The sequence below is a fragment of the Nonomuraea basaltis genome, assembly GCF_005893125.1.
GTDB classification, from domain to species: domain Bacteria; phylum Actinomycetota; class Actinomycetes; order Streptosporangiales; family Streptosporangiaceae; genus Nonomuraea; species Nonomuraea basaltis.
The window spans coordinates 1-21776 of sequence record NZ_VCJS01000215.1; the positions used below are offsets into that span (position 1 = coordinate 1).

The window sequence follows — 21776 nt, forward strand, 5'->3', positions numbered from 1 at the left end:
GGGTGGCGAAGACGGCCGGGTGGGTGCGGACGCTGTCGGGGATGGTTTTGCCACCGACGAGTCCGGCGCGTACCAGGTGGTAAGCGTCGTGTTGGTAGGTGGTGGCGCAGGCGGGGCAGACGGTGTGGCGTCGGTTGCCGCAGGCTTTGTAGATGACGCCGTCCGGCAGGGTCATGGTGTGCCGGTTGGCGAGGATCTCACCGGTGCGAGCATCGACGGTGGCCAGGTTGCCGTGGAGGCGGATCGGCTGCGTGCATGCGGCGGCTGATTCGACGTGGCGGAGCCAGTCGGGGTAGTCGGGGCGTGCGGCGCGTTCCAGGGCGGTGCGGACGTGCTGGCGGGGTTCGTACGCGAAGGGGGTGGATAGTTGGAGTTCGGTGTTCGCCCCCACGCCCGGGGCCGGGGAAACGGTCCCGGGGGTGAGAGCCAGCGCCGAAGCGGTGTCGAGCTGGGTGGGCATGGGTTAGTGGTGTCCTTCCAGGGCGGGAGTGGGTAGCTGGAGAACCGGCAGGGCCGGGGGTCGCTCCTGGAGGGTGCGGTGGTCGGTGTGCGCATGGTCCTGGCGCTCGTAGCCGAGGGGCGTTACCGCAGGTTGAGGCGTGCTTTCCGGGTCAGGTTCAGGCGCTGTGGCCGCTTGAGATGTCGCAGGCTCTGTGGTGGGGGTGCGTGAAAGCACCAGCTTGGTGAGAGCGAGGAAAGCCAAGGCGGGGACGGCGGCGATCAGCCATCCGGTGGGGTGGGGCTTGGCGACGGCGATCTGTGCCGCAATGGACAGGATGGCTGAGGCGATGAGGACGGCCATCGGGTAGGCGATGGATTGTCCGTTGCGCTTGCGGCGGCGGACTTCCAGGCCGGAGGCGGTGGGGGTGAGTTCGGAGATGACGGCGTTGGCCCAGCCGAACCATTCACCGGTTCCCTCGAGGCTGTTGGCCATGGTCCAGTCGTGGACGTGAGTGAAAGAGGCTGCTCCGGCCATGAGGCCGACCAGGAGCAGGATGAGGAGCTGGACGCGGGATTCGAGCTGTTCGCCGCGTTGAGCGTGGTTCAACTGCATGTGAACCTCCACTGGTCGTGGCAGTCGTTGCATTCGCCCAGAGAGCGGGCGATGTAGTAGGGCTTCTCGGTGCGGCAGGTGGAGCAGATCCGCCGGGCGCGCAGTGCCTTGTCGATGGCGGCGAGCTGTGCCGGGGTGGCGGTGCGCTTGGGTTTGGCGAGGTCTTCGCGGTAGAGGTAGGCGACGCGTCGGCCGCGACGCCAGATGATCTGTGCGGCGATGTCTTGCCCGCCGGGGCGAAGCTGCTTGGCACGTAGCTGGCGGACGGTGAGCAGGCCGGGTGGGGCCCATCGGTAGGGGTAGGTGGGCAGGCCACCGTGGCGAGTTCCATCGGGGTCGTAGTTGTCCAGGTAGACGCCCTTGGTCTGGGTGACGTAATCGAGCTGACGGATGCGTGCACCAGTCATCAGTTCTCACCACCCCAGCGCTGTTGAGCAGCTTGGCGGGTGATGCCGAGAGGGCGGGCGATGTCGGCCCAGGAGTAGCCGTGCTCGGCGCGGAGCTGGGTGACGGCTTGAGCGATGGCGTGGTCGAGTTCGGCGACGACGCCGGTGAGGTCGGCGAGGGCTTCGATGTCGCCTTCGGCGATGCGCTTGATGTAGGCGCGGATGATTCGCCTGAGGAAGGCGGCGTAGTCGGGGTTTTCGATGGAGCGGCTCATGAGGCGCTCCGCTTGGTGCGACGAGCGCGCAAGGCTTTGCCCAGGGCGTCGAGCTGCTTGTCGGTGGGCTTGCGCTTGGGCAGCGCGCGGGTGATGTCGTAGAGGTAGGCGACGCGGCCGCCTTTGCGCCACAGGATCTTGGCGACGGGGGCTTGTCCGCCGGGGCGCAGGCCAAGGGCGGCGAGTTGGCGTCGGGTCTTCAGGTGCTTGGGGGCCCACTTCCAGGGGTAGGTGGGCAGGCCGTACTGACTGCCGGTGGGGTCGTAGAAGACGACACGGGTACCGGGGGTGGCGTTGAGCCGTTCGAGCTGCGGTATCCGGGCAGCCGACGCGGAGATAGAGTGCATGACGAGTCGCTCCTTTGCTTGATTGCGGGAGTGAGCTGAGCGGCGGGGGCCGGAGATCTTGGCGGATTGGTCCGGCCCTCGCTTGCGTGTTTCAGTCAGTGCCGTCAGGCAGGGTGATGGGGTCGCCGCAGCAGACGCAGTGCCAGCCGTCGGCGGCCAGGTAGGTGGAGCGGCACTCTCCGTCGCACAGGACGAATTCGGCGGTGCCGTTGCTGTCGGTGCCGAGAGTGAGTTGCGGGGAGCCGCAGTTCGGGCAGGCCAAGATCCACGAGATCAGGCACATGGCGAGCACCTCGGCGCAGGCGGGGCAGTAGCAGCGCGAGTTTTCGCGTCTGCCGATGAGCCAGCCGGACTGTGTCGCGTTGAGGATGGGGATCATGTTGGAGCAGCGATTGTCACACTGGACCATCCAGTTGCGGAGATCGGGGCTGCCGTTGGCGTGGTAGGCCTTGTGGATCACAGCGGCCTCCAGTGGGGGTCGTCGTAAGCGGAGGCCGGCACGGTCATCGCGGTCAGTTCTTCGCCGTTGTCGATGTCGTTCTTGAGCCAGAACATCGGCAGGAACCAGGTGCAGGGGCGGCTGAGTTCGTCGTACCAGCGGGTGTGGTCGATGATTTCCGGGCTTTCCAGCCAGGTGATCGCGGCAGTGGAGTCAGCAGTCATTGATGTACACCTCCCGGCACCAGGTGCATTCCAAGGCGCGTTCGCGGCCTCGGTCGGTGGTGATAGTGATCTCGATGAAGGTGTCATTGCTGCACTCGACGCAGCACAGGGCGAGCACCTCCAGGTCGTGGGGTGCCTGGTCGGGCCAGGGCACCTCACTCAGGGCCGAGACCGTGTCGTGGTCGTGGGGCATGGTGGTTCTCCGTTCAAGCGGCGAGTTGTATGGGGTGCGGATCGCCGTTGCGGCGAATCCAGGTGACGTAGTCGACGAGCTGATGGATCTGCGCGTCAGTCAGATAGGCGGCTTTAACCAGGTGAGGAATGCCGCCTTCGGCGATGAGGTAAAAGACGCCGGGCGTTTCCGGGCTGATGGCTTGGGCGTTGAATCCGGCCGAAGCCCAGCCGTGGCCGAGGATGATGTCGGAGCTGTTGGGAGTAGTGCAGCGGAAGGCTGCCCGGTAGCCGAACAGGTCACGTAGCGAGGTGGGGATGATGTCCACGCTGGGGCGCTGGGTGGCGGCGATGACCGGCATAGCGCAGGCGCGACCTCGCGCGACCAGGTCGCGGACCAGAGCGATGAACTCTTTCTGCTGCTCAGGTGTGCCGATGGTGGCGGTGTAGTAGGCGAGTTCGTCGATAAAGATGCCGATGACTTTGATGAGGTCGCTCGGCAGGAACTTGCGGCGACCATGCGCCAGCAGCCAGGAGTAGCGTCGGTCCATCACCTTTTGCAGGCGCCGCAGGACGCGAAGGCCCTTGTCGATGTCGGGGCCGACGAAGACGCCGCCGGTTGCTTCGGCGGCTTCCATCCACATCCCCAGTTCGACCCATTTGGGGTCGAGCAGGACCGGGGTGAAGTCGTGGCACAGAAAGGCGTGCCCGACGAGGTTTTGGATCAGTACGGATTTGCCGCCGCCGGGTTCTCCGGCGTCCAGCAGGTTGTGGTAGACCAGGTCGAGGTAGACCGGGTTGCCGAATTCGTCGATCCCGATGAACACCGGGTCGAACATGGACATGGACGGCGCTACCGGGATCGTGTCCGGGAGTTCAGGAAGAGCCGCGTGCATGGCAGCGTCACCTCTTACGTGTCTGAAGGCGCGATGTGAGGTGCTACCGGGAGGGGCAAAACAGGGGTTTCTCCCGGTAGCGGACGACGCGTCAGATCCAGTCGAGGTCGGGGTTGTCCGTGGCCGTCTTGGCAGGGATGCCGGTGACGGCCGGGGGTCGGCCGTTCTTCTTGGCCGGACGCTCGGTGGGGTCGGTGTCGTCGGTTTCCGGCACGTCAGCGAGATCGAGCTGAGCCGGAACGGTGGGGACCGGCCGGGTGATGGCCGGAACGTCGGTCGGCAGGTCCTCGGTGAGGGGGGAGCCGACCAGGCCGCCGAGGACATCGCGGCGTTTGATGTCCAAGTAGATGGCGGCGGAGTTGGAGGTGCGGGCCTTGGTCACGGTGACCGAGGCGGCCCAGCAGGCGACAGCGATTCTGTCGAGCTGAGTTTCGACTTGGTCTAGGGACAGGCCGGGACGCAGCCAGACCCAGACGCGTTCCCCGACCGGGATGGGCTTGGCCAGGCCGATGAAGGGCAGGTGGCCGTGCCGGTCGGCGGGCAGAAAGGAGTTGAAGCAGGTGCGCAGGCGGTGCCGGACGATGAGGCACCACAGCAGCGCCAGCGTGTAGCGGCGCACGGCCGGGACGAGGCCGATAGAGGCGATGGTGCTGGCGTAGATGACGCCTGTGATGATCGGGTTGATCTGGTCTTGGAGGTACACCCAGCCGCCGATCAGCAGCATGGCGAGGGTGATTTCCGGCAGCCACCACCAGATGGCGCGCAGGACGGGCCAGATGGCGATGATGCAGGCGGTGAGGCCGCCGATGATGGTGCCGGCTATCAGGCCGAGGGGCACGGCGGCGAGCGGGTGCAGGTGTTGGGTGGCGATGACGGCGGTGAAGGGGCCGACGATGGCCATCACGACGTAGAAGGTGATCTTTGCGGTACGCAGGTAGCTGTACTGCACGTTCTGTTGGATCACCGTGACGGAGTTACCGCGACGGCCGATGCCGCCTCTGTTGTTGTGGTGCGTCCCGAAGGTACGCTTGGACATGACTCTCCTCCTCATGGTGAGGGCGAAGGGTGCGGCGGGGCCGGATCTGGGCAGATTGGCGGCCCCGCACGCTGTTCCCACGACTTCAGTCGTGGCTTTTCGTTGAGCTACTTGCGGATCGTGGTCTTCAGGCCGCAGCCGCCAGCCTTAGGCGCGTGCTTGACCTTGACCGGCGCGTCTGCCTTCAGCAGACTCTTGGCGACCTTTCCGGGCTTGCCGCATCCGTCGCAGATGATTTCGGCGATCTCGCTTGCCTTCATGAGTAGGCTCCTGTTCCTGTTTTTGAGCGGAGGAATGGGACTAACGTGTGCTTGTTGGTTCGACCTCAGTTCGGAACGTTGTTCCTTGGCGTAGGTCGGGGAATGCGGTCTACTTGCTGGCCGAAGCACCAGCGAGCTTGATGTCAGTCGCGCGGAAGGCCACGCCGTTGCGACCGTTGGTCGCCCAAGGCAGTGCCTCTAGCTTGAACAGGGCGACCTGAGAACCAACGCTCACCGTGGGCCTTTCACCGGCCGTAGTGACGTTGATCATCTCGCCGCCCGTCTCGTCCAGCGCCATGACCTGCGTGACCCACATCGGTCGGCCGGTCTCCCGCTCGGACTTCTGACGCCCGTTCTGGTCGGACTTCTCGACCGCTTCCTTCGTCACCATGAACGACTTGCCGGTGACGTCGATGAAGAGCTTCACAGAGCTCACCTCCGGATCGAGGGCCGCACCCCTGTGGTGCGAATTCCCTTGTGACTCCATGAAAGCTTCGGGAGTTAGGAATTTAGAGGTCTCGGCTGTAGTCCCCCTCTCCTGCGAGGTAGTCTCGTTTGTAGTCCCGTCCACTCCAAATGGAGGAGGCCTGGTGAAGCGCACAGGTTTCGGTGAACCCTTGCAGCGCTACCGCCGAGAGCATGGGCTAACTCAACAGGAGGTCGCTGACAGCCTCGCGGAGCTCGCGTGGAAACACAAGAAAGCCCGCGTTGGCGTAGATCGACAGATGGTCTCTAAGTGGGAGCGGGAGCTAAAGGTCCCAGACGCCGAATACAGAGAGTTGTTCTGTCTTCTCTACGGAGCAACGGAGAGACAGCTTGGATTTCGCCAGCCCAGCAGTGCTCTAGAGATCATTTCCTCTGGCGTACTGCTTCGCCCTGAACTCGAGTCACCACTCGACATCGCAGAGCGCATCCAAGCATTCACGTATACGCAGACGAACAACGAGGCGTTGGATCACGTAGACCAACTGATCAACCTGTTCGTCAAGGAGTACGAGACGACTGGACCGGCCATCCTGGCACCAAGGGTGCTACGTCAACGCCAGCTAGTGACAAAGCTTCTTGATGGCCGGACACTTCCCCGTCAACGAGACCGCCTGTTCAGCCAAGCAGCCAAGCTATCCGGAATGCTCGGTTATATGGCCGTCAACATGGGCAAATTTGGACTTGCTGATGCCTACTGCGCGGAAGCATTTCAGCTCGGCGCCCTCATCGGAGATCAAGACATCCAGGCATGGGCGCGAGGTACTGAAAGCTTCTGCGCTTATTACATGGGCGACTACCGGAAAGCAGCAGACATCGCCATCGACGGCCAGCGGTATGCGCGTGGAGGTCCACACGCGGTTAGATTGGCAAGCAATGGCGAAGCTCGTGCACTTGGAAAACTTGGCGACGATCGTGGAGTGAACGATGCCGTCAGGCGAGCTTATGAGCTGTCAGCAAAGTACGACACTCCCGCTGGAGTCTCCCCCTGTATTTCCTTTGGGATGTACAGCCAAGCTCGTACCGCTTCGAACGCCGTAACGGCTTATGTGTCACTTCGTCAGCCTGATCGAGTCCAGGAGTACGCTGACGATGTGATGCCTGTCTTCGAAGCTTCCGAGTCATGTTGGAGCCAATCATTGCTACGTCTCGACATCGCCGCCGCCCTGCTCGCGGCCAACCAGCCGGAACCAGAGCAAGCAGCACGTCTCACTGTCGAGGCTCTGACCATCTCAGCGGAACGACCCATCACATCCGTTCTCACTCGCAGCCGTGAGCTTCTCGTCGCCGCGAACCAGTGGGCCTCCCTGCCCGAGATTCGCGAAGTGGCCGAGACGCTACGAGCGGCGGAACGACGATGACCGAAACGCGCGAACTCTCCCCTAGGGACGAAGACTGGCAGCGGTTCAGCTCTCTCACAACCATGAGGAACCACTGGGACAACCCACGCTGGACGCCTGGTCGTGAGGCCTACTACTGGTATCTGTGCCTGGACTCTCCAGAGCTTCGCGAAGTTGCTGGATACTGCCAGGAGCGGTTGCCGCATCGTTTCCTTGACCCCGTGCCCTTGGACTCACTGCACTTGACCTTGCCCAGAGTCGGATGGGCAGACGAGATCTCCAATGACGAGCTCGACACTGTGATCAACATTGCGCGGTCATCATGTGCAAGACTCCGGCCCTTCACCATGACCATCGGCCCGGTCTCGGGGTCGCCCGGAGCTGTCCGGTTCAGCATTGATCCCTGGGAGCCCGTGGTTAGTCTTCGAGGACATCTACTCCAAACCGTCGAGTCCGTCCACGGACCTCAATATGACCAAGAGTTCCGACCGCATGTCGGGATTGCCTACTGCAACGAGCAAGTGGCAGCCGAACCATTGATCGAAGCCGTTGCCCCTTTGCGAGGACTGCCCTCGGTCAGAGTCGCGATCTCCAAGGTGGATCTCGTTCGGCTACGACGCGAAGGCCGCACCTACCGCTGGTCGGTTGTGCAGTCAGTGGGCCTTAGAAAAAGCCCATGAGCCCCGTGTGCAAACTTTCTTCTCATACTTAAAGCGGCCCTGACCGGGCCGCACGCGCCGCCGACTCGGCGCGGGCCGGGCACTCCCGCTTGGGCTCCCGTACCCGACCCGCTACAACGCCGGTCGGCTGGCGCGGACGAAGGACAGGGCCGCAGGGGAAGCGCATCACTCGGGTCACAGGGCCGAGGTCATCAGCGCGAGTGCAGCCGCCCACGAGGCCGTCCTTACTGCAGGCGGGGAACTGCCGCAGCGGGTCGGCCGCCGTACCGCAGATTCAGGGTGATCGGCTCCCGGCGCGGGATTATTTCGCGGCGGGCCGGAACCCGTCAAGGGCGGCCTATGGCCGTCGCTGCGCGATCGAGCAAGCTCGACCCTTGACAGAACCCGCCCGGCAGTCGCGAGCTTGGGCGCCTGTCGGGAGCGGGGGGTGCGGGCGATCACATCGGCAGGCGGTTACGGTGGCGGACTTGTTCACTGATCCAGTCGAGCGTCAACGCCTCCTGGGCGACTCTGCCGGTAAGTGGTCGGCGCGGTGAGGAAGGGATACGGCTGGAGGTGTCCATCGCAGAGTGGAACATGCTCGCGCTCAACTGCCCAATCGGAGCGCACAATGACAGCATCACCGGCGGCGTCAAAGGAGACGACCATGACCGAAACCACACATTCGGGCAGCACGCGGGTCGAGCGCATGAAGCGGGTCCAGGAGGCGATCGACAAAACCGGAATGGCCTCGGCCCTGCTCTGGAACCCCTGGAAGGGGCTGATGGAGAACGCGGACGACCTGGACGAGATCAAGACTCCGGCGGGCGGCGGCCAGGTCCCGGAGATCATTCCCATCGGCAAGACGTACCAGGATTACGCACACTCCGCGGTCAGCAGGACCAAGGTCACCGTCGCAGCCAAGGTCGACGTGCTCACCCCGCAGAACTTCGACCAGGTGGTGATCAAGCTCAAGGACCGTTACGTCGAGGTGGGCCGCACCAACTTCGCCGACCTCAAGAGCGCCAACTGCACGTTGTTCGCGTGCTGCGTGATCGGGATGCTGGCGACCACACCCCAGTTACTCGGGCCGGGCGTCAGGGTCGAGCTGTTCAGCCTGGTGGAGTCCACGGGCGGGGCCGGCCACGCTTACGTCGTCGTCGGGCGCGCCGACTGTGAGGTGAAGGACGTCGACGCTTACGGCGCCGACTGCTTCTTCATCGACGTCTGGTACGCGCGCCACCGCTGCACCACGCCGGGCACGTTCTCGGTGAAACCCGCCACGCCGGACGGTGCGGGCCAGTTCTGGGACGAGTTCTTCCTCAGGGAGTGCATCAAGAACGAGACCGCCAAGGCGAAAGGCGTCAAGATCACCTTCGTCCCCAAGCTGAGTTTCACCTCCGACGACCTGCCCACCTTCGGCCTGGGCAAGTACTGAGGGCGCCCAGGCGTCCCCGCACCGGGTATGCCGCCCGGTTGATCAGCCACGGCGCCGACCAGGTGACCAGGTCCCATGACTCCCACGCCACTGTTCATGATCACACCTCGCGGTGAGTGACAAACTGAGTGACATCAGAGATGCCTCCCCTCGCTCGATCATGCACAACAGTGCACATGAGACCTCGCCTGAACAGGAAAAACACCAGATCTCTTGATCGCTGATAGTGATTTGGGAGCAAGAAGTCGCAGGTTCAAATCCTGTCGCCCCGACCAGTTCGAAGGCCCCTTCCCATTCGGAAGGGGCCTTCTGCTTTGGCTGAGCCCCTTTGGCTTGCTCGATGGCCGGTGCTTCACCGACACCGCCGGCGTCTGACCGGCTGGGCTGGCGCTCGCGACCGCCGCCGGGCAGGGCGGTCTGCCGCAGGCCTGTGCCGAGCTGGTCCACCTGCGGGCCAGCCAGACGAGGCCGCCCAGCACTTCGAGTCGGGGCTGGACGCAAACAGCAGTAGACCAAAGCCGTCAGCCGAGAGCGTCGAGCAACTCGCGCTCGCGCTGGGCGCTGAGGCCGGCACGTCTTGCCCGGTCCAGACCCTCCTCGCGTTCCCAGAGCAGCGTGTCGGCCAGCAGCTCCGCCCGGGGCCGATGAAGGAGCCCCGCGGCGCGCGCCGCAGACCCGTTCCGGGCCGACCACCCTTCCCAGCCCGGCTCGACCAGCCACATCGGCAGCGACTCGGCCCCCATGTACTCGGCCACGCCGTTCGCGAGCAGCCATGCCGAGTCGGCGGTGACCACCGGACCGGTGTGCCCGCCAAGAGCGCGGGACAGCTCGACCCACTCTCCGAACGAAACGACCGGACCGACAGCGTCGTATGTGCCGATGCCCCCCATCTCCGCGGCGTCGAGCAGCCAGGCGGTGAGGTCCCGCACATCGACTGCCTGCGTTGGCCTGGCCGGTGCATCGGGAACCAGCATCGGCCCTTGCGGATCGCGCGCGGCACGGGCCACCCAGTAGCCGGAGCGTCCGCTGCGATCGCCGGGGCCGCCGATGAGACCGGCGCGTGCGATGAGGAGGCGGTCGCCCACGACGGCGGTCGACGCCTGCTCGCAGGCGACCTTCGCCTCGCCGTACAACCCCCGGTCGACCTCACTTCGGCCGGTCGGAGCAAGGAGGGCCGCGGACTCGTCCGCGTCCGGCGTGGCATGGGAGGCGTAGGCGCTGACGGAGGAGACGTAGGTCCAGTGCCTGGTCCTGCCGCCCAGTGCGTCGAGCGCCTCACGTACGAAGCCCGGCTGCCATGACACCTCGATGACCGCATCCCATTCGCGGCCGAGCAGTGGTTCGTACGCCGAAGGATCGCGCCGGTCGGCGGCCACCAGCGCCGCTCCGTCCGCGACTTCTCCGCTTTCGCCGCGAGCCAGGCACGTCACCCGATGACCGCGCTCAATCGCCTGCCGTGACAGCTCCCGGCCCACCCATGCTGTTCCGCCCAGAACCAAGATCTCCATTCCGACACCCAAGCACCGCCAACACCGAGCGACCAAGCGGGTTCACTGACAGCCGACCTATGTCGTCAACTGATCGCCTGGCGTGTGGCTTCACCTTTCTGCGCCGCCTCCGGATCTCACGCTGAGCCGGTCAGCGCGGAAGGAGAGCGGCGGGTTCGAAATGGCGAGCGGTCGAGCCTCCAGAGGAGTTGACCCGCTGGTATGGGACACGCCGGCCGGCGGCGGGCATGGTCTTACTAGATGCGGTCCATCGCCGCGATCCCGTACGCGGGTGGGCATGTCGGAATCATGCGGCTCTTCGAGGACGATCCGATCTCCCGCCCCCTCACCTATCCCGGCCGGATCCCCGCAACGTCCGGCGTCCTGTTCGATGACACGTACATACCGCTCCGCCCGGTCGACAACAGCCCGCCGGACGAGTGGCGGGCCGCGGGCGGGACGCTGAAAGCTCTGCTGGCCCGCGGTGGGTTCCCGCCGCTGGAGGAGCGCCACGTGGTCGTCGCCGTGGGCTCCAACGCCGCCCCCAGCCAGTTGCTCAGGAAGTTCCTCGACCACGAGGTACGCCCGGTCGTCCCCATGACGCTGGCCGACGTGCGAGACGTCGCGCCCGGCGTGTCCGCCCACGTGAGCAGGTGGGGGTACGTACCGGCCGCGCCGATCGAGACTCCCGGCGAGACCTCCAGGCTGTTCGCGCTCTGGCTCGACGAGCAGCAACTCGCCGCGCTGGACCTCACCGAGCCCAACTACCACCGCCGCCCGCTCCGCCACCCGATCACCCTGGAGTCGGGCGTACGCCGTCCACCCGCCTTCGCCTACATGGGAAGGCACGGCTGCCTGGCGGGCCGCGATGGCCGCCCCAGACGCCTCACCCCCCAGAGAGCGCTGATCCAGGACCTCCTGGACGGATCCGCTGAATTACGTCGTCTCTGCGGTGACACGCCCGACGATTTCGCCGGCAACGTCCAGGACGACGTGGTGCGCGAGGCGGTCTACCGGCTCCTCCAGAACGGGCATCGCGCCAGGGGGCAAGGGTAAGGTCAGGGCTCGTGAATGACAGCCGCACCCCACCACCCCTGACCGGCGACGAGCTGACCGTGCTCAACAACTGGCTCGAATGGCACCGCGCCACCCTCGCCGTCAAATGCGCCGGCCTGTCGGACGAGCAGCTGCGCCTGCGCTCCGCCCCGCCCTCGACCATGTCCCTGCTCGGCCTGGTCAGGCACCTGGCGCACGTCGAACGCTCCTGGTTCCGCAGGGTCCTGAACGGTGAGGACGTCCCCAAGCTCTGGGACAAGGAGCGCGACAACGACGCCGACTTCAAGGAGGTCGACGGCGCCTCGGTCGAGGAGGCCTTCGCGACCTGGCGAGACGAGATCGAGCGCGCCCGCGCCATCTCGGCCGCCAAGCCCCTGGACGCCGTCGGCGACCGCAACGGCCAGGACTGCACGCACCGCTGGATCCTCGTCCACATGATCGAGGAGTACGCCCGTCACAACGGGCACGCCGATCTACTGCGTGAGCGTATCGATGGAGTCACCGGCGAATAACGGGCCCGCGCGGGCTTCAAACGCCCGGAGTCGGCTCTGCCGGCGGATGATCTCCTGGCGGAAGACGATCTGGCGATCTCGTCGATCGTCACTCCCGTCACACATGAAGAGCATGGTGACGCTTTGTGACCACGAAGGGGCCCACAGGGCGCTCCGTGGCGGCGGCTCGCCACTGAAGGGGTCAGAGGCCGTGTTCCTGGAGGGTCCTCAGCCGAAGTGCGGCGGGTGGCGGCCCACTTGGCGGAGCCGTACAGGATGGAGAGAAGAAACCTCAGCCACAGAGGCCGGAGAGGGCGGGGTCAGGGCTCTGTGCGAAAGAGCGCCCACACGGCCTTGCCGCCGCGGGCGAGCGGGTCCCAGCCCCAGCACTGGCTGTAGGTTTCGACGATGTAAAGGCCGCGCCCGTTCTCGGAGATGAAATCGGGCTCCTTGGGCTGCGGCACCTCGTCGCTCGGGTCGGCCACCGCCAGCAGCACGTGCGGCGCGACCCGCATCAGCAGCAGCTCGATCTCCCGCCGCCCGGGCGCGTACATCGCGTACCTGACCGCGTTCGTCACCAGTTCCGACACCACGAGCGCGGCATCGTCGCTCAGGTCGTGCAGCCCCCAGCGCCGCAGCGTCGTGCGGGTGACGTCCCTGGCGGTCTTCACCGAGTCGGCCTGGAAGGGCAACGGGCACGCGGTCGTGTACGGCTTACCACCGCCCATGAGCAGGTGGTCGAAGCCCACTTCCCGGGTGATCTGCAGGCAATCGGCAGTGGCCAGAGGGTCCTCCACCATCGCCGCCGATACCTCCCCGTTCAGCCTTGGTTAGTGCATGTTTGGCCCAATATGCACTAAGCCATCATGGGTCACGATCGCCGCTGCTGCAAGACCCAAATGCACGTGCAGGTGCAGTGTGCAATAGCAAGCGGCGTTTTGGGGCATAAACCTGCGAATCGGACACGGGGTTGAGACCTTGTCATACCCGGCAATGTGGTGTCACTGTGTGTGCGGACCTTGATAGGAGGCAAAGTGACGCAGAACCAGCCGGGTTCCGGACCGACGGCGCTGCGCATCCTCCTGGGCTCCCAACTGCGCAAGCTCAGGGAAGCGAAGAACGTCACTCGTGAGGAGGCGGGCCACCTCATCCGTGGCTCCGAATCCAAGATCAGCCGCATGGAGCTGGGCCGAGTGGGGTTCAAAGAACGCGACGTGGCGGACCTGCTGACCCTGTACGGGGTCGTGGATCATCAGGCCCGCTCCGCCGTGCTCGACCTGGTCGCCACCGCCAACGAGCCGGGCTGGTGGCACCGGTTCAACGATGTCCTGCCCACGTGGTTCCAGGCGTACGTCGGCCTCGAAGAGGCCGCCGCCAGGATCAGGACCTACGAGGTCCAGTTCGTGCCGGGACTGTTGCAGACCAAGGAGTACGCCAGGGCTGTGGTGACCGCCGGTGCGGCGGGCATCGGGGCCGAGGAGATCGCCAGGCGGGTCGATCTCCGGCTGGAGCGCCAGCGGATGTTGGACAAGCCCGACGGGCCGGTCTTCTGGGCGGTGATCGACGAGGCCGCACTGCGGCGGCCCATCGGTGGAGCCGAGGTGATGAGGGCCCAGCTGGAGCACCTCATCGAACTGATGCGCCAGCCGAACATCACGATCCAGATCATGCCGTTCAGCTTCGGAGGGCACAGCGCGGAGGGCGGGGCGTTCAGCATCCTGCGTTTTCCCGACAATGACCTGCCCGACGTCGTGTACGTCGAGCAGCTCGCCAGCGCTCTCTACCTGGACAAGCGTGAGGACGTGGACCGTTACACCGAGGTGATGGAGCGGCTGTGCGCCGTGAGCACCACCCCGGATGAGACGATTGAGCTACTGCGGAGGATCGCCGACGAGTTCTGACGGTGGCGGCGTCGTTGTTGGGTGCACGTCTGCCCTAGACTGGCCATGGCGTTGGATCCCGCCGTGGCGGAGCATGCCCAATGCCGCTCATGTGGGCGCCGGCGCGTGAGCCGAACCGATGGACGCGCCCGCGATCACTCGTAGCTTGATCAAGGAGACCATTCCGTGAAGACCGCTGTCGAGGAGCTCAGCCCGACCCGGGTCAAGCTCACTGTCGAGGTGCCGTTCGACGAGCTGCGCCCGAGCATGGATGCGGCGTACAAGAAGGTCGCGCAGCAGGTGCGCGTCCCCGGGTTCCGGCCTGGCAAGGTTCCGGCCCGCATCATCGAGCAGCGCTTCGGCCGGGCGGTAGTGCTGGAGGAGACCCTCAACGACGCGGTGCCCAAGCTGTACGGCCAGGCCGTCGACGAGGTCGACGTTTTCCCGGTCAGCCAGCCCGACATCGAGGTCACGAAGATCGACGACGGCGAGCAGATCGAGTTCACCGCCGAGGTCGACATCCGGCCCAAGTTCGACGTCCCCGGCTACGCGGGCACTGAGATCACGGTCGACTCCGCCGAGGTCTCCGACGAGGACGTGGACGCGCAGCTCGACTCGCTGCGCCAGCGCTTCGCCACGCTGACCGGCGTCGAGCGGCCGGCCGCCACCGGCGACTTCGTCGTCATGGACCTGCGCGCCGAGATCGACGGCGAGAACATCGAGGAGCAGCAGGCCAACGAGGTCTCCTACGAGGTCGGCGCCGGCTCCGTGCTGCAGGGCCTCGACGCTGCGCTCGAGGGCATGTCCGCGGGCGAGGAGAAGACCTTCAAGACCGAGCTGGTCGGCGGCGAGAACGCCGGCGACGAGGCCGACGTGATCATCAGCGTCAAGTCGGTCAAGGAGAAGGTCCTGCCCGAGCTCGACGACGAGTTCGCCCAGCTCGCCAGCGAGTTCGACACGCTCGACGAGCTCAAGGCCAGCATCCGCGAGCAGGCCCGCCGCAACAAGCTCATCGACCAGGTCGTGCAGGCCCGCGAGAAGGCGCTCGACGCGCTGCTCGACAAGATCGACATCCCGCTGCCCGAGAGCGCGCTCAAGGCCGAGATCGACGCCCGCAAGCACAACCTCAACCACCAGGTGGCCGAGAGCGGCCTGAGCCGCGACGCCTACTTCCGCCTCTACCAGACGACGGAGGAGGAGCGCCTCGCCGAGTTCGAGACGAACTCCGCCCGTGCACTCAAGGTCGGCTTCGTGCTCGACAAGATCGTCAAGGCCGAGGAGCTCGGCGTCTCCGAGCAGGAGCTGACCAACTTCGTGGTGCGCCGTGCCATGGAGATGGGCGTCCAGCCGAACGAGCTGGCCAAGCACCTGGCCGACAACGACCAGCTCACGCTGGCCATGGTCGAGATCGTCCGCGACAAGGCCAAGTCCGTGCTCGGCGACGCCGCCAAGATCGTTGACACCGACGGCAACGAGGTCGACCTCAAGGCGATCTACACCGAGATCAACGGCGAAGAGGTCGTCGAGGACGAGGCCCCGTCCGAGGACAAGGCCGAGGCGTAACCCACTTCCGCCAAGCGACACTTCTCGCGCCAAGCGGCGCGAAGCCCCCGGACCGGAGCGGTCCGGGGGCTTCCGCGTTTTCGCGGCCCCGGCTTGCCGGGAGAGCCCTTTTTGGGCTCCGGCTTCCGGGCTTTCGGCGGAGCATCCGGGGCGCTCAGATGGCTCACGACGCGTGCAGAAGGCGCGAGGCCGCCCGACCGCCGGACGGCGCCCACCCCACGCGGATCCGCCCTCTCAGAGCGCTCCAGGGGACGTCACCACCGCCCCGCCCGGCCCGGGCGACCGGCGCAGGTCCCGAACCTGCGCCGTCAGCGAACAGCACGGGGGACCGGGCATGACCTGTAGTCGGCGCGCGTTAAGGTCACAAGCAAAGCCAATCGATTACGACGCATCGGAAGGTGACGCTGTGACCAGCCCGCCGACCTTCTATCAGCCTGAGTCGCGAGGCCGTGAGAACGGCTCGTCCTTCCGGCTTGAGGACCAGCTTTACCAGCGCCTGCTCCGGGAGCGGATCATCGTGCTCGGACAGGAGGTCAACGACGAGATCGCCAACCGCATCTGCGCCGAGCTGCTGCTGCTCGCGGCCGACGACCCGGAGCGCGACATCACGCTCTACATCAACTCACCGGGGGGCTCGGTGAGTGCCGGCATGGCGATTTACGACATGATGGAATATGTGCCGAACGACGTGTCCACGGTGGTGATGGGCATGGCGGCCTCGATGGGGCAGTTCCTGCTCACCGCCGGGGCGAAGGGCAAGCGTTACGGCCTGCCGCACGCCCGGGTCATGATGCACCAGCCGTCCGGTGGCATCGGTGGCACCGCCGCCGACATCGCCATCCAGGCTGAGCAGATGCTCTACGTGAAGAAGACGCTGGCCGAGCGGATCGCCTTCCATACGGGGCAGCCGCTGGACCAGATCGAGGCCGACTCCGACCGCGACCGCTGGTTCACGACCGAGGAGGCCAAGGACTACGGCTTCATCGACCACGTCGTCCGGAGCGCGCGGCAGGTGCCCTCTCGGGGCCCGGTCTCCTAGGGGATGCTGACATGAATATCCAAAGTCGTTACGTTCTGCCCTCCTTCGTCGAGCGCACGTCATACGGCGTGAAGGAGATGAACCCGTACAACAAGCTCTTCGAGGACCGCATCATCTTCCTCGGAGTGCAGATCGACGACGCGTCGGCGAACGACGTGATGGCCCAGCTGCTGACGCTGGAGTCGCTCGACCCCGACCGTGACATCAGCATCTACATCAACTCGCCCGGCGGCTCCTTCACGGCCATGACGGCGATCTACGACACGATGCAGTTCGTCCGGCCGGAGATCCAGACCGTCTGCCTCGGCCAGGCCGCGTCCGCCGCGGCCGTGCTGCTGGGTGGCGGCACCCCGGGCAAGCGGTTCGCGCTGCCCAACGCCCGGGTGCTGATCCACCAGCCGTCCACCGAGGGTGGCGGCCAGGGCAGTGACATCGAGATCCAGGCACGCGAGATCCTTCGCATGCGGACCCTCCTCGAGGACATCGTGGCCCGGCACACGGGCAAGTCCTCCGCCGAGATCCGCAAAGACATCGAACGCGACAAAATTCTCAACGCGGACGAGGCGAAGGCGTATGGTCTGATCGATGACATCATCCCGTCCAGGAAGAAACGCGCTCAGGCCGTGGCTTCCTAGACGAGACGTGACGCACCGGGGCGCTGCCCAATAGGGCACGTTCCGGTGCGACTCGCCGCTAGGGGGCTCACTGAGGGCCCAGAAGACGGTAACGTCGAAACCTGAGCGGTTCGGCCAAGTCCGGAGGATGTCCGGAGACACTGCTCGCGAGAGCAGGGCGGTCCCACGCAAAGGAGTATCTGGGGTGGCACGCATCGGCGACGGGGGAGACCTGCTGAAGTGCTCTTTCTGTGGAAAGAGCCAGAAGCAAGTCAAAAAGCTCATTGCCGGTCCAGGCGTCTACATCTGCGATGAGTGCATCGATCTCTGCAACGAGATCATCGAGGAGGAGCTCTCCGAGTCCTCCGAGCTCAAGTGGGACAACCTGCCCAAGCCGAGGGAGATCTACGAGTTCCTCGACGCCTATGTCATCGGTCAGGACAAGGCGAAGAAGGCGCTCTCGGTGGCGGTCTACAACCACTACAAGCGGGTGCAGTCCGGTGACCGGGGCAGAGACGACGGTCTGGAACTGGCCAAGAGCAACATTCTGCTGCTCGGGCCGACCGGTTCGGGCAAGACGCTGCTGGCGCAGACCCTGGCGAAGATGCTCAACGTGCCCTTCGCCATCGCCGACGCCACCGCGCTGACCGAGGCGGGATACGTCGGCGAGGACGTGGAGAACATCCTCCTCAAGCTCATCCAGGCCGCCGACTACGACGTCAAGAAGGCCGAGACCGGCATCATCTACATCGACGAGGTCGACAAGATCGCCCGCAAGAGCGAAAACCCGTCGATCACGCGCGACGTCTCCGGTGAGGGCGTTCAGCAGGCGCTGCTGAAGATACTGGAGGGCACCACCGCCTCGGTGCCTCCGCAGGGCGGCCGCAAGCACCCGCACCAGGAGTTCATCCAGATCGACACGACGAACGTGCTGTTCATCTGCGGTGGCGCGTTCGCCGGCCTGGAAAAGATCATCGAGTCGCGGATCGGCAAGAAGGGCATCGGCTTCAACGCCATCATCCGGTCGAAGGAAGAGGTCGACATGGCCGACATCTTCGCCGACGTGATGCCGGAGGACCTGCTGAAGTTCGGCATGATCCCCGAGTTCGTCGGCCGGCTGCCGGTCATCACCTCGGTGCACAACCTCGACCGCGAGGCGCTCATCCAGATCCTCACCGAGCCGCGCAACGCGCTGGTCAAGCAATACCGCAAGCTGCTCGAGCTCGACGGCGTGGAGCTGGAGTTCACCGACGGCGCGCTCGAGGCCATCGCCGACCAGGCCATCCTGCGCGGCACCGGCGCTCGCGGACTGCGCGCCATCCTGGAGGAGGTGCTCCAGTCCGTCATGTACGAAGTGCCCTCCAGGCAGGACGTCGCCCGCGTGGTCATCACCCGCGAGTCGGTGCTCGAGCACGCGATCCCGACGCTCGTCCCGCGCGACCAGCTGGCCGCCAAGCAGCAGCGCACACCGCGCGAGAAGTCGGCCTGACCCGCTCCTCCGGCATACCGGGCGCCCCGTGGCAGCACGCCACGCGGGCGCTTTCGGCGTCTCGGGCGGCCCGTGGGTTCCGGGGGTGGGGCGTTTTCGCTTCCTCACCTCCCTAGAATTGGTCACTGTGACAACGCCAGAGCTGCCTACTCAATACACACCGGCCGACGTCGAGACCCGCAGCTACGAGCGCTGGGTATCCGAAGGCTACTTCGGCGCCGACCCGGGCAGCTCGCGCGAGCCGTACAGCATCGTGCTGCCCCCGCCCAACGTGACGGGCGTCCTGCACATGGGGCACGCGCTCGACCACTCCATCCAGGACGCGCTCATGCGCCGCGCCCGCATGCAGGGGCGCGAGGCGCTCTGGCTGCCCGGCATGGACCACGCCGGCATCGCCACCCAGAACGTCGTCGAGCGCGAGCTGGCCAAGCAGGGCCTGTCGCGACACGACCTCGGGCGTGAGGCGTTCGTCGAGCGGGTCTGGCAGTGGAAGGAGGAGTCCGGCGGGCGGATCCTCGGCCAGATGCGCAAGCTCGGCGACAGCGTCGACTGGTCGCGCGAGCGCTTCACGATGGACCCGGGGCTGTCGCGGGCCGTGCAGACGATTTTCAAGCAGCTTTTCGACGACGGGCTGATCTACCGCGCCGAGCGCATCATCAACTGGTGCCCGCGCTGCCTCACCGCGCTGTCCGACATCGAGGTGGAGCACAGCGACGACGAGGGTGAGCTGGTCTCGATCCGCTACTCCGACGAGATCGTGGTGGCCACCACCCGCGCCGAGACCATGCTCGGCGACACCGCCGTGGCCGTCCACCCCTCCGACGAGCGCTACGCCCACCTCGTCGGGACGCTGGTGGAGCTGCCGCTCACCGGCCGTATGATCCCGGTGGTCGCCGACGAGCACGTCGATCCGGCCTTCGGCACCGGCGCGGTCAAGGTGACTCCGGCGCACGACCCCAACGACTTCGAGATCGGGCGGCGTCATTCCCTGCCGTCGCTGACCGTCATGGACGAGCGCGGCGTGATCACCGCGCACGGGCCCTTCCAGGGGCTCGACCGCTTCGAGGCCAGGCCCGCCGTCGTCGCCGCGCTGCGGGCCGATGGCAGGATCGTCGCCGAGAAGCGCCCCTACCTGCATTCGGTCGGCCACTGCTCGCGCTGCAAGACCGTCGTGGAGCCGCGGCTGTCGCTGCAGTGGTTCGTCAACGTCTCGCCGCTGGCCAAGGCCGCCGGCGACGCCGTGCGCGACGGGCGCACCCGCATTCACCCACCGGAGCTGGCCAAGCGCTACTTCGACTGGGTCGACGACATGCATGACTGGTGTATCTCCCGCCAGCTGTGGTGGGGGCACCGCATCCCGGTCTGGTACGGGCCGGACGGCGAGGTCGTCTGCGTGGGCCCCGACGAGGACCCGCCCGCCGGCTACACCCAGGACTCCGACGTCCTGGACACCTGGTTCTCCTCAGGGCTGTGGCCGTTCTCGACGCTGGGCTGGCCGGACGCGACGCCGGAGCTGGCGCGCTTCTACCCGACGTCCGTGCTCGTCACCGGCTACGACATCCTGTTCTTCTGGGTGGCCCGGATGATGATGTTCGGGCTCTACGCCATGGACGGCGAGCCGCCGTTCCGCGTCGTGGCGCTGCACGGCATGGTCCGCGACCAGTACGGCAAGAAGATGTCCAAGTCGTTCGGCAACGTCGTCGACCCGCTCGACTGGGTCGAGCGCTTCGGCGCCGACGCCACCCGCTTCACCCTGCTGCGCGGCGCCAACCCCGGCGCCGATGTCGCGGTGAGCGAGGAGTGGGCGGCCGGCTCGCGCAACTTCTGCAACAAGATCTGGAACGCCACCCGGTTCGCCCTGATGAATGGCGCTGCCGTGGGGTCGCTCGACGACGCCGAGCTGACCGCGGCCGATCGGTGGATCCTGTCGCGCCTGCAGACCGTGGTGAGAGCGGCCGACGACGCTCTCGATGAGTTCGAGTTCGCCAAGGCGGCCGACCTGCTCTACCACTTCGCGTGGGACGAGGTCTGCGACTGGTATCTCGAGCTCGCCAAGATCCAGCTCGGCGAGGGCCTGGAGCACACGCGCCTGGTGCTCGGCCACGTGCTCGACGCGCTGCTGCGGCTGTTGCATCCGCTGGTGCCGTTCGTGACCGAGGAGCTGTGGCGGGCCGTCACGGCCGGCGAGTCGATCGTCGTGGCGCCGTGGCCGGTGGCCGAAGATCGTTATACGGACGCGGCCGCCGAGGCCGAGATCGGCGCGCTGCAGGAGCTGGTGACGGAGGTCCGCAGGTTCCGCTCGGACCAAGGGCTCAAGCCGGGCCAGAAAGTGGCCGCCCGCCTCGGGCTCGCCGGCACGCCGCTGGCCGGCCAGGAGGCGGCCATCCGGTCGCTGCTGCGCCTGACGGAGCCAGGGGATTCCTTCGCCCCCACGGCGCGCTTGAACGCGGGCGACGTGACCGTGGAGATCGACACCGCGGGTGCCATCGATGTCGCGGCCGAGCGCAAGCGGCTGGAGAAGGACCTCGCCGCCGCGCGCAAGGAGGCCGCACAGGTGGCGGCCAAGCTGGGCAACGAGCAGTTCATGGCCAAGGCGCCCGAAGACGTGGTGGCCAAGGTCAGGGGCCGGGCCGAGCAGGCGTCCGCCGACATCGCGCGGCTGGAGGCTCAGCTCGCCGGTCTGGGTGTTTGAACCGTACGAACGAGGGAAGGTCTATTCGTTACCGAAGACTGGACCTTCCACGTCGTCGAGGCTGCTACAGTTTTCAACGCGGGGCTGATCAGCGCCGCATCCCTCACAACGAACCCCGACTTTCGGGCGGTCCCGCCACGCGGTTGGACAAGAGCCGAAAGTTGGAGTAAGTTAGCAGGGTTGCCTCGAAGAGGGGCAAGTCCGGAAGGTCCTGAATCGGGCGGTTTGACAAGAATCGTCCGGATCTGGTAACCTGAAGGGGAAACGAAGTGTGAGCCTCCGCGCGAGGGTCTCGGAAGAGATTCTGGCGGGGATGTACGCGTCCGTTTCTTGAGAACTCAACAGTGTGTTAAAAGCCAGTGCATGATGCACAACCCCGTCATTGATTTGACGGATTCCTTTGGTTGACATCCATCGGTTGGTGGGTGTTGGCCAGGTGATTGATTTTCCAAGCATT

Annotated in this window: 25 protein-coding genes; 11 read left to right on the forward strand and 14 right to left on the reverse strand. The window is 65.9% G+C overall.

Annotated elements, in window-relative coordinates; translation table 11 throughout:
- The 12 genes from EJK15_RS76790 to EJK15_RS54555 all read right to left on the reverse strand — a co-directional run.
- On the reverse strand, positions 1-460 hold a 460-nt coding region (locus EJK15_RS76790; RefSeq protein WP_338089942.1), incomplete at its 3' end, for a replication initiator.
- Positions 461-463: 3 nt separating this feature from the next.
- Complete coding sequence (locus tag EJK15_RS54510) at positions 464-1054, reverse strand: DUF2637 domain-containing protein (RefSeq protein WP_138718339.1); 591 nt, start codon at positions 1052-1054, stop codon at positions 464-466.
- Entirely contained in the window at positions 1045-1461 is a 417-nt protein-coding gene (locus tag EJK15_RS54515) for an RRQRL motif-containing zinc-binding protein (RefSeq protein WP_138718340.1), read from the reverse strand. The genes EJK15_RS54510 and EJK15_RS54515 overlap by 10 nt, the downstream gene beginning before the upstream one ends.
- Positions 1461-1715, reverse strand: coding sequence for a hypothetical protein (locus EJK15_RS54520; RefSeq protein ID WP_138718341.1), 255 nt, complete (start codon positions 1713-1715; stop codon positions 1461-1463). The genes EJK15_RS54515 and EJK15_RS54520 overlap by 1 nt, the downstream gene beginning before the upstream one ends.
- Positions 1712-2062, reverse strand: coding sequence for an RRQRL motif-containing zinc-binding protein (locus tag EJK15_RS54525; RefSeq protein ID WP_138718342.1), 351 nt, complete (start codon positions 2060-2062; stop codon positions 1712-1714). The genes EJK15_RS54520 and EJK15_RS54525 overlap by 4 nt, the downstream gene beginning before the upstream one ends.
- Before the next feature lie 91 nt (positions 2063-2153).
- Positions 2154-2522, reverse strand: coding sequence for a hypothetical protein (locus EJK15_RS54530; RefSeq protein ID WP_138718343.1), 369 nt, complete (start codon positions 2520-2522; stop codon positions 2154-2156).
- On the reverse strand, positions 2519-2725 hold the full coding sequence (locus tag EJK15_RS54535) for a hypothetical protein (protein WP_138718344.1): 207 nt from the start codon (positions 2723-2725) through the stop codon (positions 2519-2521). The genes EJK15_RS54530 and EJK15_RS54535 overlap by 4 nt, the downstream gene beginning before the upstream one ends.
- Positions 2715-2918, reverse strand: a complete 204-nt coding sequence (locus EJK15_RS54540; protein WP_138718345.1) for a hypothetical protein — start codon at positions 2916-2918, stop codon at positions 2715-2717. Before EJK15_RS54540 ends, EJK15_RS54535 begins: the two co-directional genes overlap by 11 nt.
- Before the next feature lie 13 nt (positions 2919-2931).
- Positions 2932-3792, reverse strand: coding sequence for an FtsK/SpoIIIE domain-containing protein (locus tag EJK15_RS54545; RefSeq protein ID WP_138718346.1), 861 nt, complete (start codon positions 3790-3792; stop codon positions 2932-2934).
- Between the two features lie 91 nt (positions 3793-3883).
- Positions 3884-4828, reverse strand: a complete 945-nt coding sequence (locus EJK15_RS54550) for a hypothetical protein (protein WP_138718347.1) — start codon at positions 4826-4828, stop codon at positions 3884-3886.
- 107 nt (positions 4829-4935) lie between these two features.
- Positions 4936-5088: a hypothetical protein gene (locus EJK15_RS71730; RefSeq protein ID WP_171075086.1), complete on the reverse strand. Its 153-nt coding sequence runs from the start codon at positions 5086-5088 to the stop codon at positions 4936-4938.
- 109 nt (positions 5089-5197) lie between these two features.
- Positions 5198-5515, reverse strand: a complete 318-nt coding sequence (locus EJK15_RS54555; RefSeq protein WP_138718348.1) for a hypothetical protein — start codon at positions 5513-5515, stop codon at positions 5198-5200.
- Between the two features lie 163 nt (positions 5516-5678).
- Here EJK15_RS54555 and EJK15_RS54560 point away from each other — a divergent pair, with 163 nt between their 5' ends.
- The 3 genes from EJK15_RS54560 (at position 5679) to EJK15_RS54570 (ending at position 9008) form a co-directional block, all read left to right on the forward strand.
- The gene (locus tag EJK15_RS54560) at positions 5679-6932 is read left to right on the forward strand and encodes a helix-turn-helix transcriptional regulator (RefSeq protein ID WP_138718349.1); all 1254 of its coding nucleotides are present in this window, start codon (positions 5679-5681) and stop codon (positions 6930-6932) included.
- Positions 6933-6994: 62 nt separating this feature from the next.
- Positions 6995-7591, forward strand: a complete 597-nt coding sequence (locus EJK15_RS78095; protein WP_420847163.1) for a 2'-5' RNA ligase family protein — start codon at positions 6995-6997, stop codon at positions 7589-7591.
- A gap of 646 nt (positions 7592-8237) precedes the next feature.
- Positions 8238-9008 (forward strand): hypothetical protein, encoded by a 771-nt coding sequence (locus EJK15_RS54570; protein WP_138718351.1) that lies wholly within the window; start codon positions 8238-8240, stop codon positions 9006-9008.
- A 521-nt stretch (positions 9009-9529) separates the two neighbouring features.
- On the opposite strand, the gene EJK15_RS54575 is transcribed toward EJK15_RS54570, so the two are convergent.
- Positions 9530-10516, reverse strand: a complete 987-nt coding sequence (locus EJK15_RS54575) for an NAD-dependent epimerase/dehydratase family protein (RefSeq protein ID WP_138718352.1) — start codon at positions 10514-10516, stop codon at positions 9530-9532.
- 240 nt (positions 10517-10756) lie between these two features.
- Between EJK15_RS54575 and EJK15_RS54580 the strand changes: the two genes are divergently transcribed.
- Together EJK15_RS54580 and EJK15_RS54585 are read left to right on the forward strand one after the other, a co-directional pair.
- Entirely contained in the window at positions 10757-11551 is a 795-nt protein-coding gene (locus tag EJK15_RS54580) for a hypothetical protein (protein ID WP_138718353.1), read from the forward strand.
- A gap of 11 nt (positions 11552-11562) precedes the next feature.
- The gene (locus EJK15_RS54585; RefSeq protein ID WP_171075087.1) at positions 11563-12063 is read left to right on the forward strand and encodes a DinB family protein; all 501 of its coding nucleotides are present in this window, start codon (positions 11563-11565) and stop codon (positions 12061-12063) included.
- 299 nt (positions 12064-12362) lie between these two features.
- Here the strand turns inward: EJK15_RS54585 and EJK15_RS54590 are convergent, their stop codons facing one another.
- A complete protein-coding gene (locus tag EJK15_RS54590) occupies positions 12363-12842 on the reverse strand; it encodes an ATP-binding protein (protein WP_138718354.1) in 480 nt (159 codons plus the stop codon).
- Between the two features lie 234 nt (positions 12843-13076).
- Here EJK15_RS54590 and EJK15_RS54595 point away from each other — a divergent pair, with 234 nt between their 5' ends.
- From EJK15_RS54595 to EJK15_RS54620, 6 genes are all read left to right on the forward strand, one after another.
- On the forward strand, positions 13077-13943 hold the full coding sequence (locus EJK15_RS54595; RefSeq protein WP_138718355.1) for a helix-turn-helix domain-containing protein: 867 nt from the start codon (positions 13077-13079) through the stop codon (positions 13941-13943).
- Between the two features lie 165 nt (positions 13944-14108).
- Positions 14109-15485 (forward strand): trigger factor, encoded by a 1377-nt coding sequence (tig, locus tag EJK15_RS54600; RefSeq protein ID WP_138718356.1) that lies wholly within the window; start codon positions 14109-14111, stop codon positions 15483-15485.
- A 406-nt stretch (positions 15486-15891) separates the two neighbouring features.
- Positions 15892-16524: a ClpP family protease gene (locus EJK15_RS54605; RefSeq protein WP_138718357.1), complete on the forward strand. Its 633-nt coding sequence runs from the start codon at positions 15892-15894 to the stop codon at positions 16522-16524.
- 11 nt (positions 16525-16535) lie between these two features.
- Positions 16536-17159, forward strand: coding sequence for an ATP-dependent Clp protease proteolytic subunit (locus tag EJK15_RS54610; protein WP_138718358.1), 624 nt, complete (start codon positions 16536-16538; stop codon positions 17157-17159).
- 184 nt (positions 17160-17343) lie between these two features.
- Positions 17344-18627, forward strand: a complete 1284-nt coding sequence (gene clpX / locus EJK15_RS54615) for an ATP-dependent Clp protease ATP-binding subunit ClpX (RefSeq protein ID WP_138718359.1) — start codon at positions 17344-17346, stop codon at positions 18625-18627.
- 118 nt (positions 18628-18745) lie between these two features.
- Positions 18746-21319, forward strand: a complete 2574-nt coding sequence (locus EJK15_RS54620; RefSeq protein WP_138718360.1) for a valine--tRNA ligase — start codon at positions 18746-18748, stop codon at positions 21317-21319.
- Positions 21320-21776: the final 457 nt, after the last annotated feature.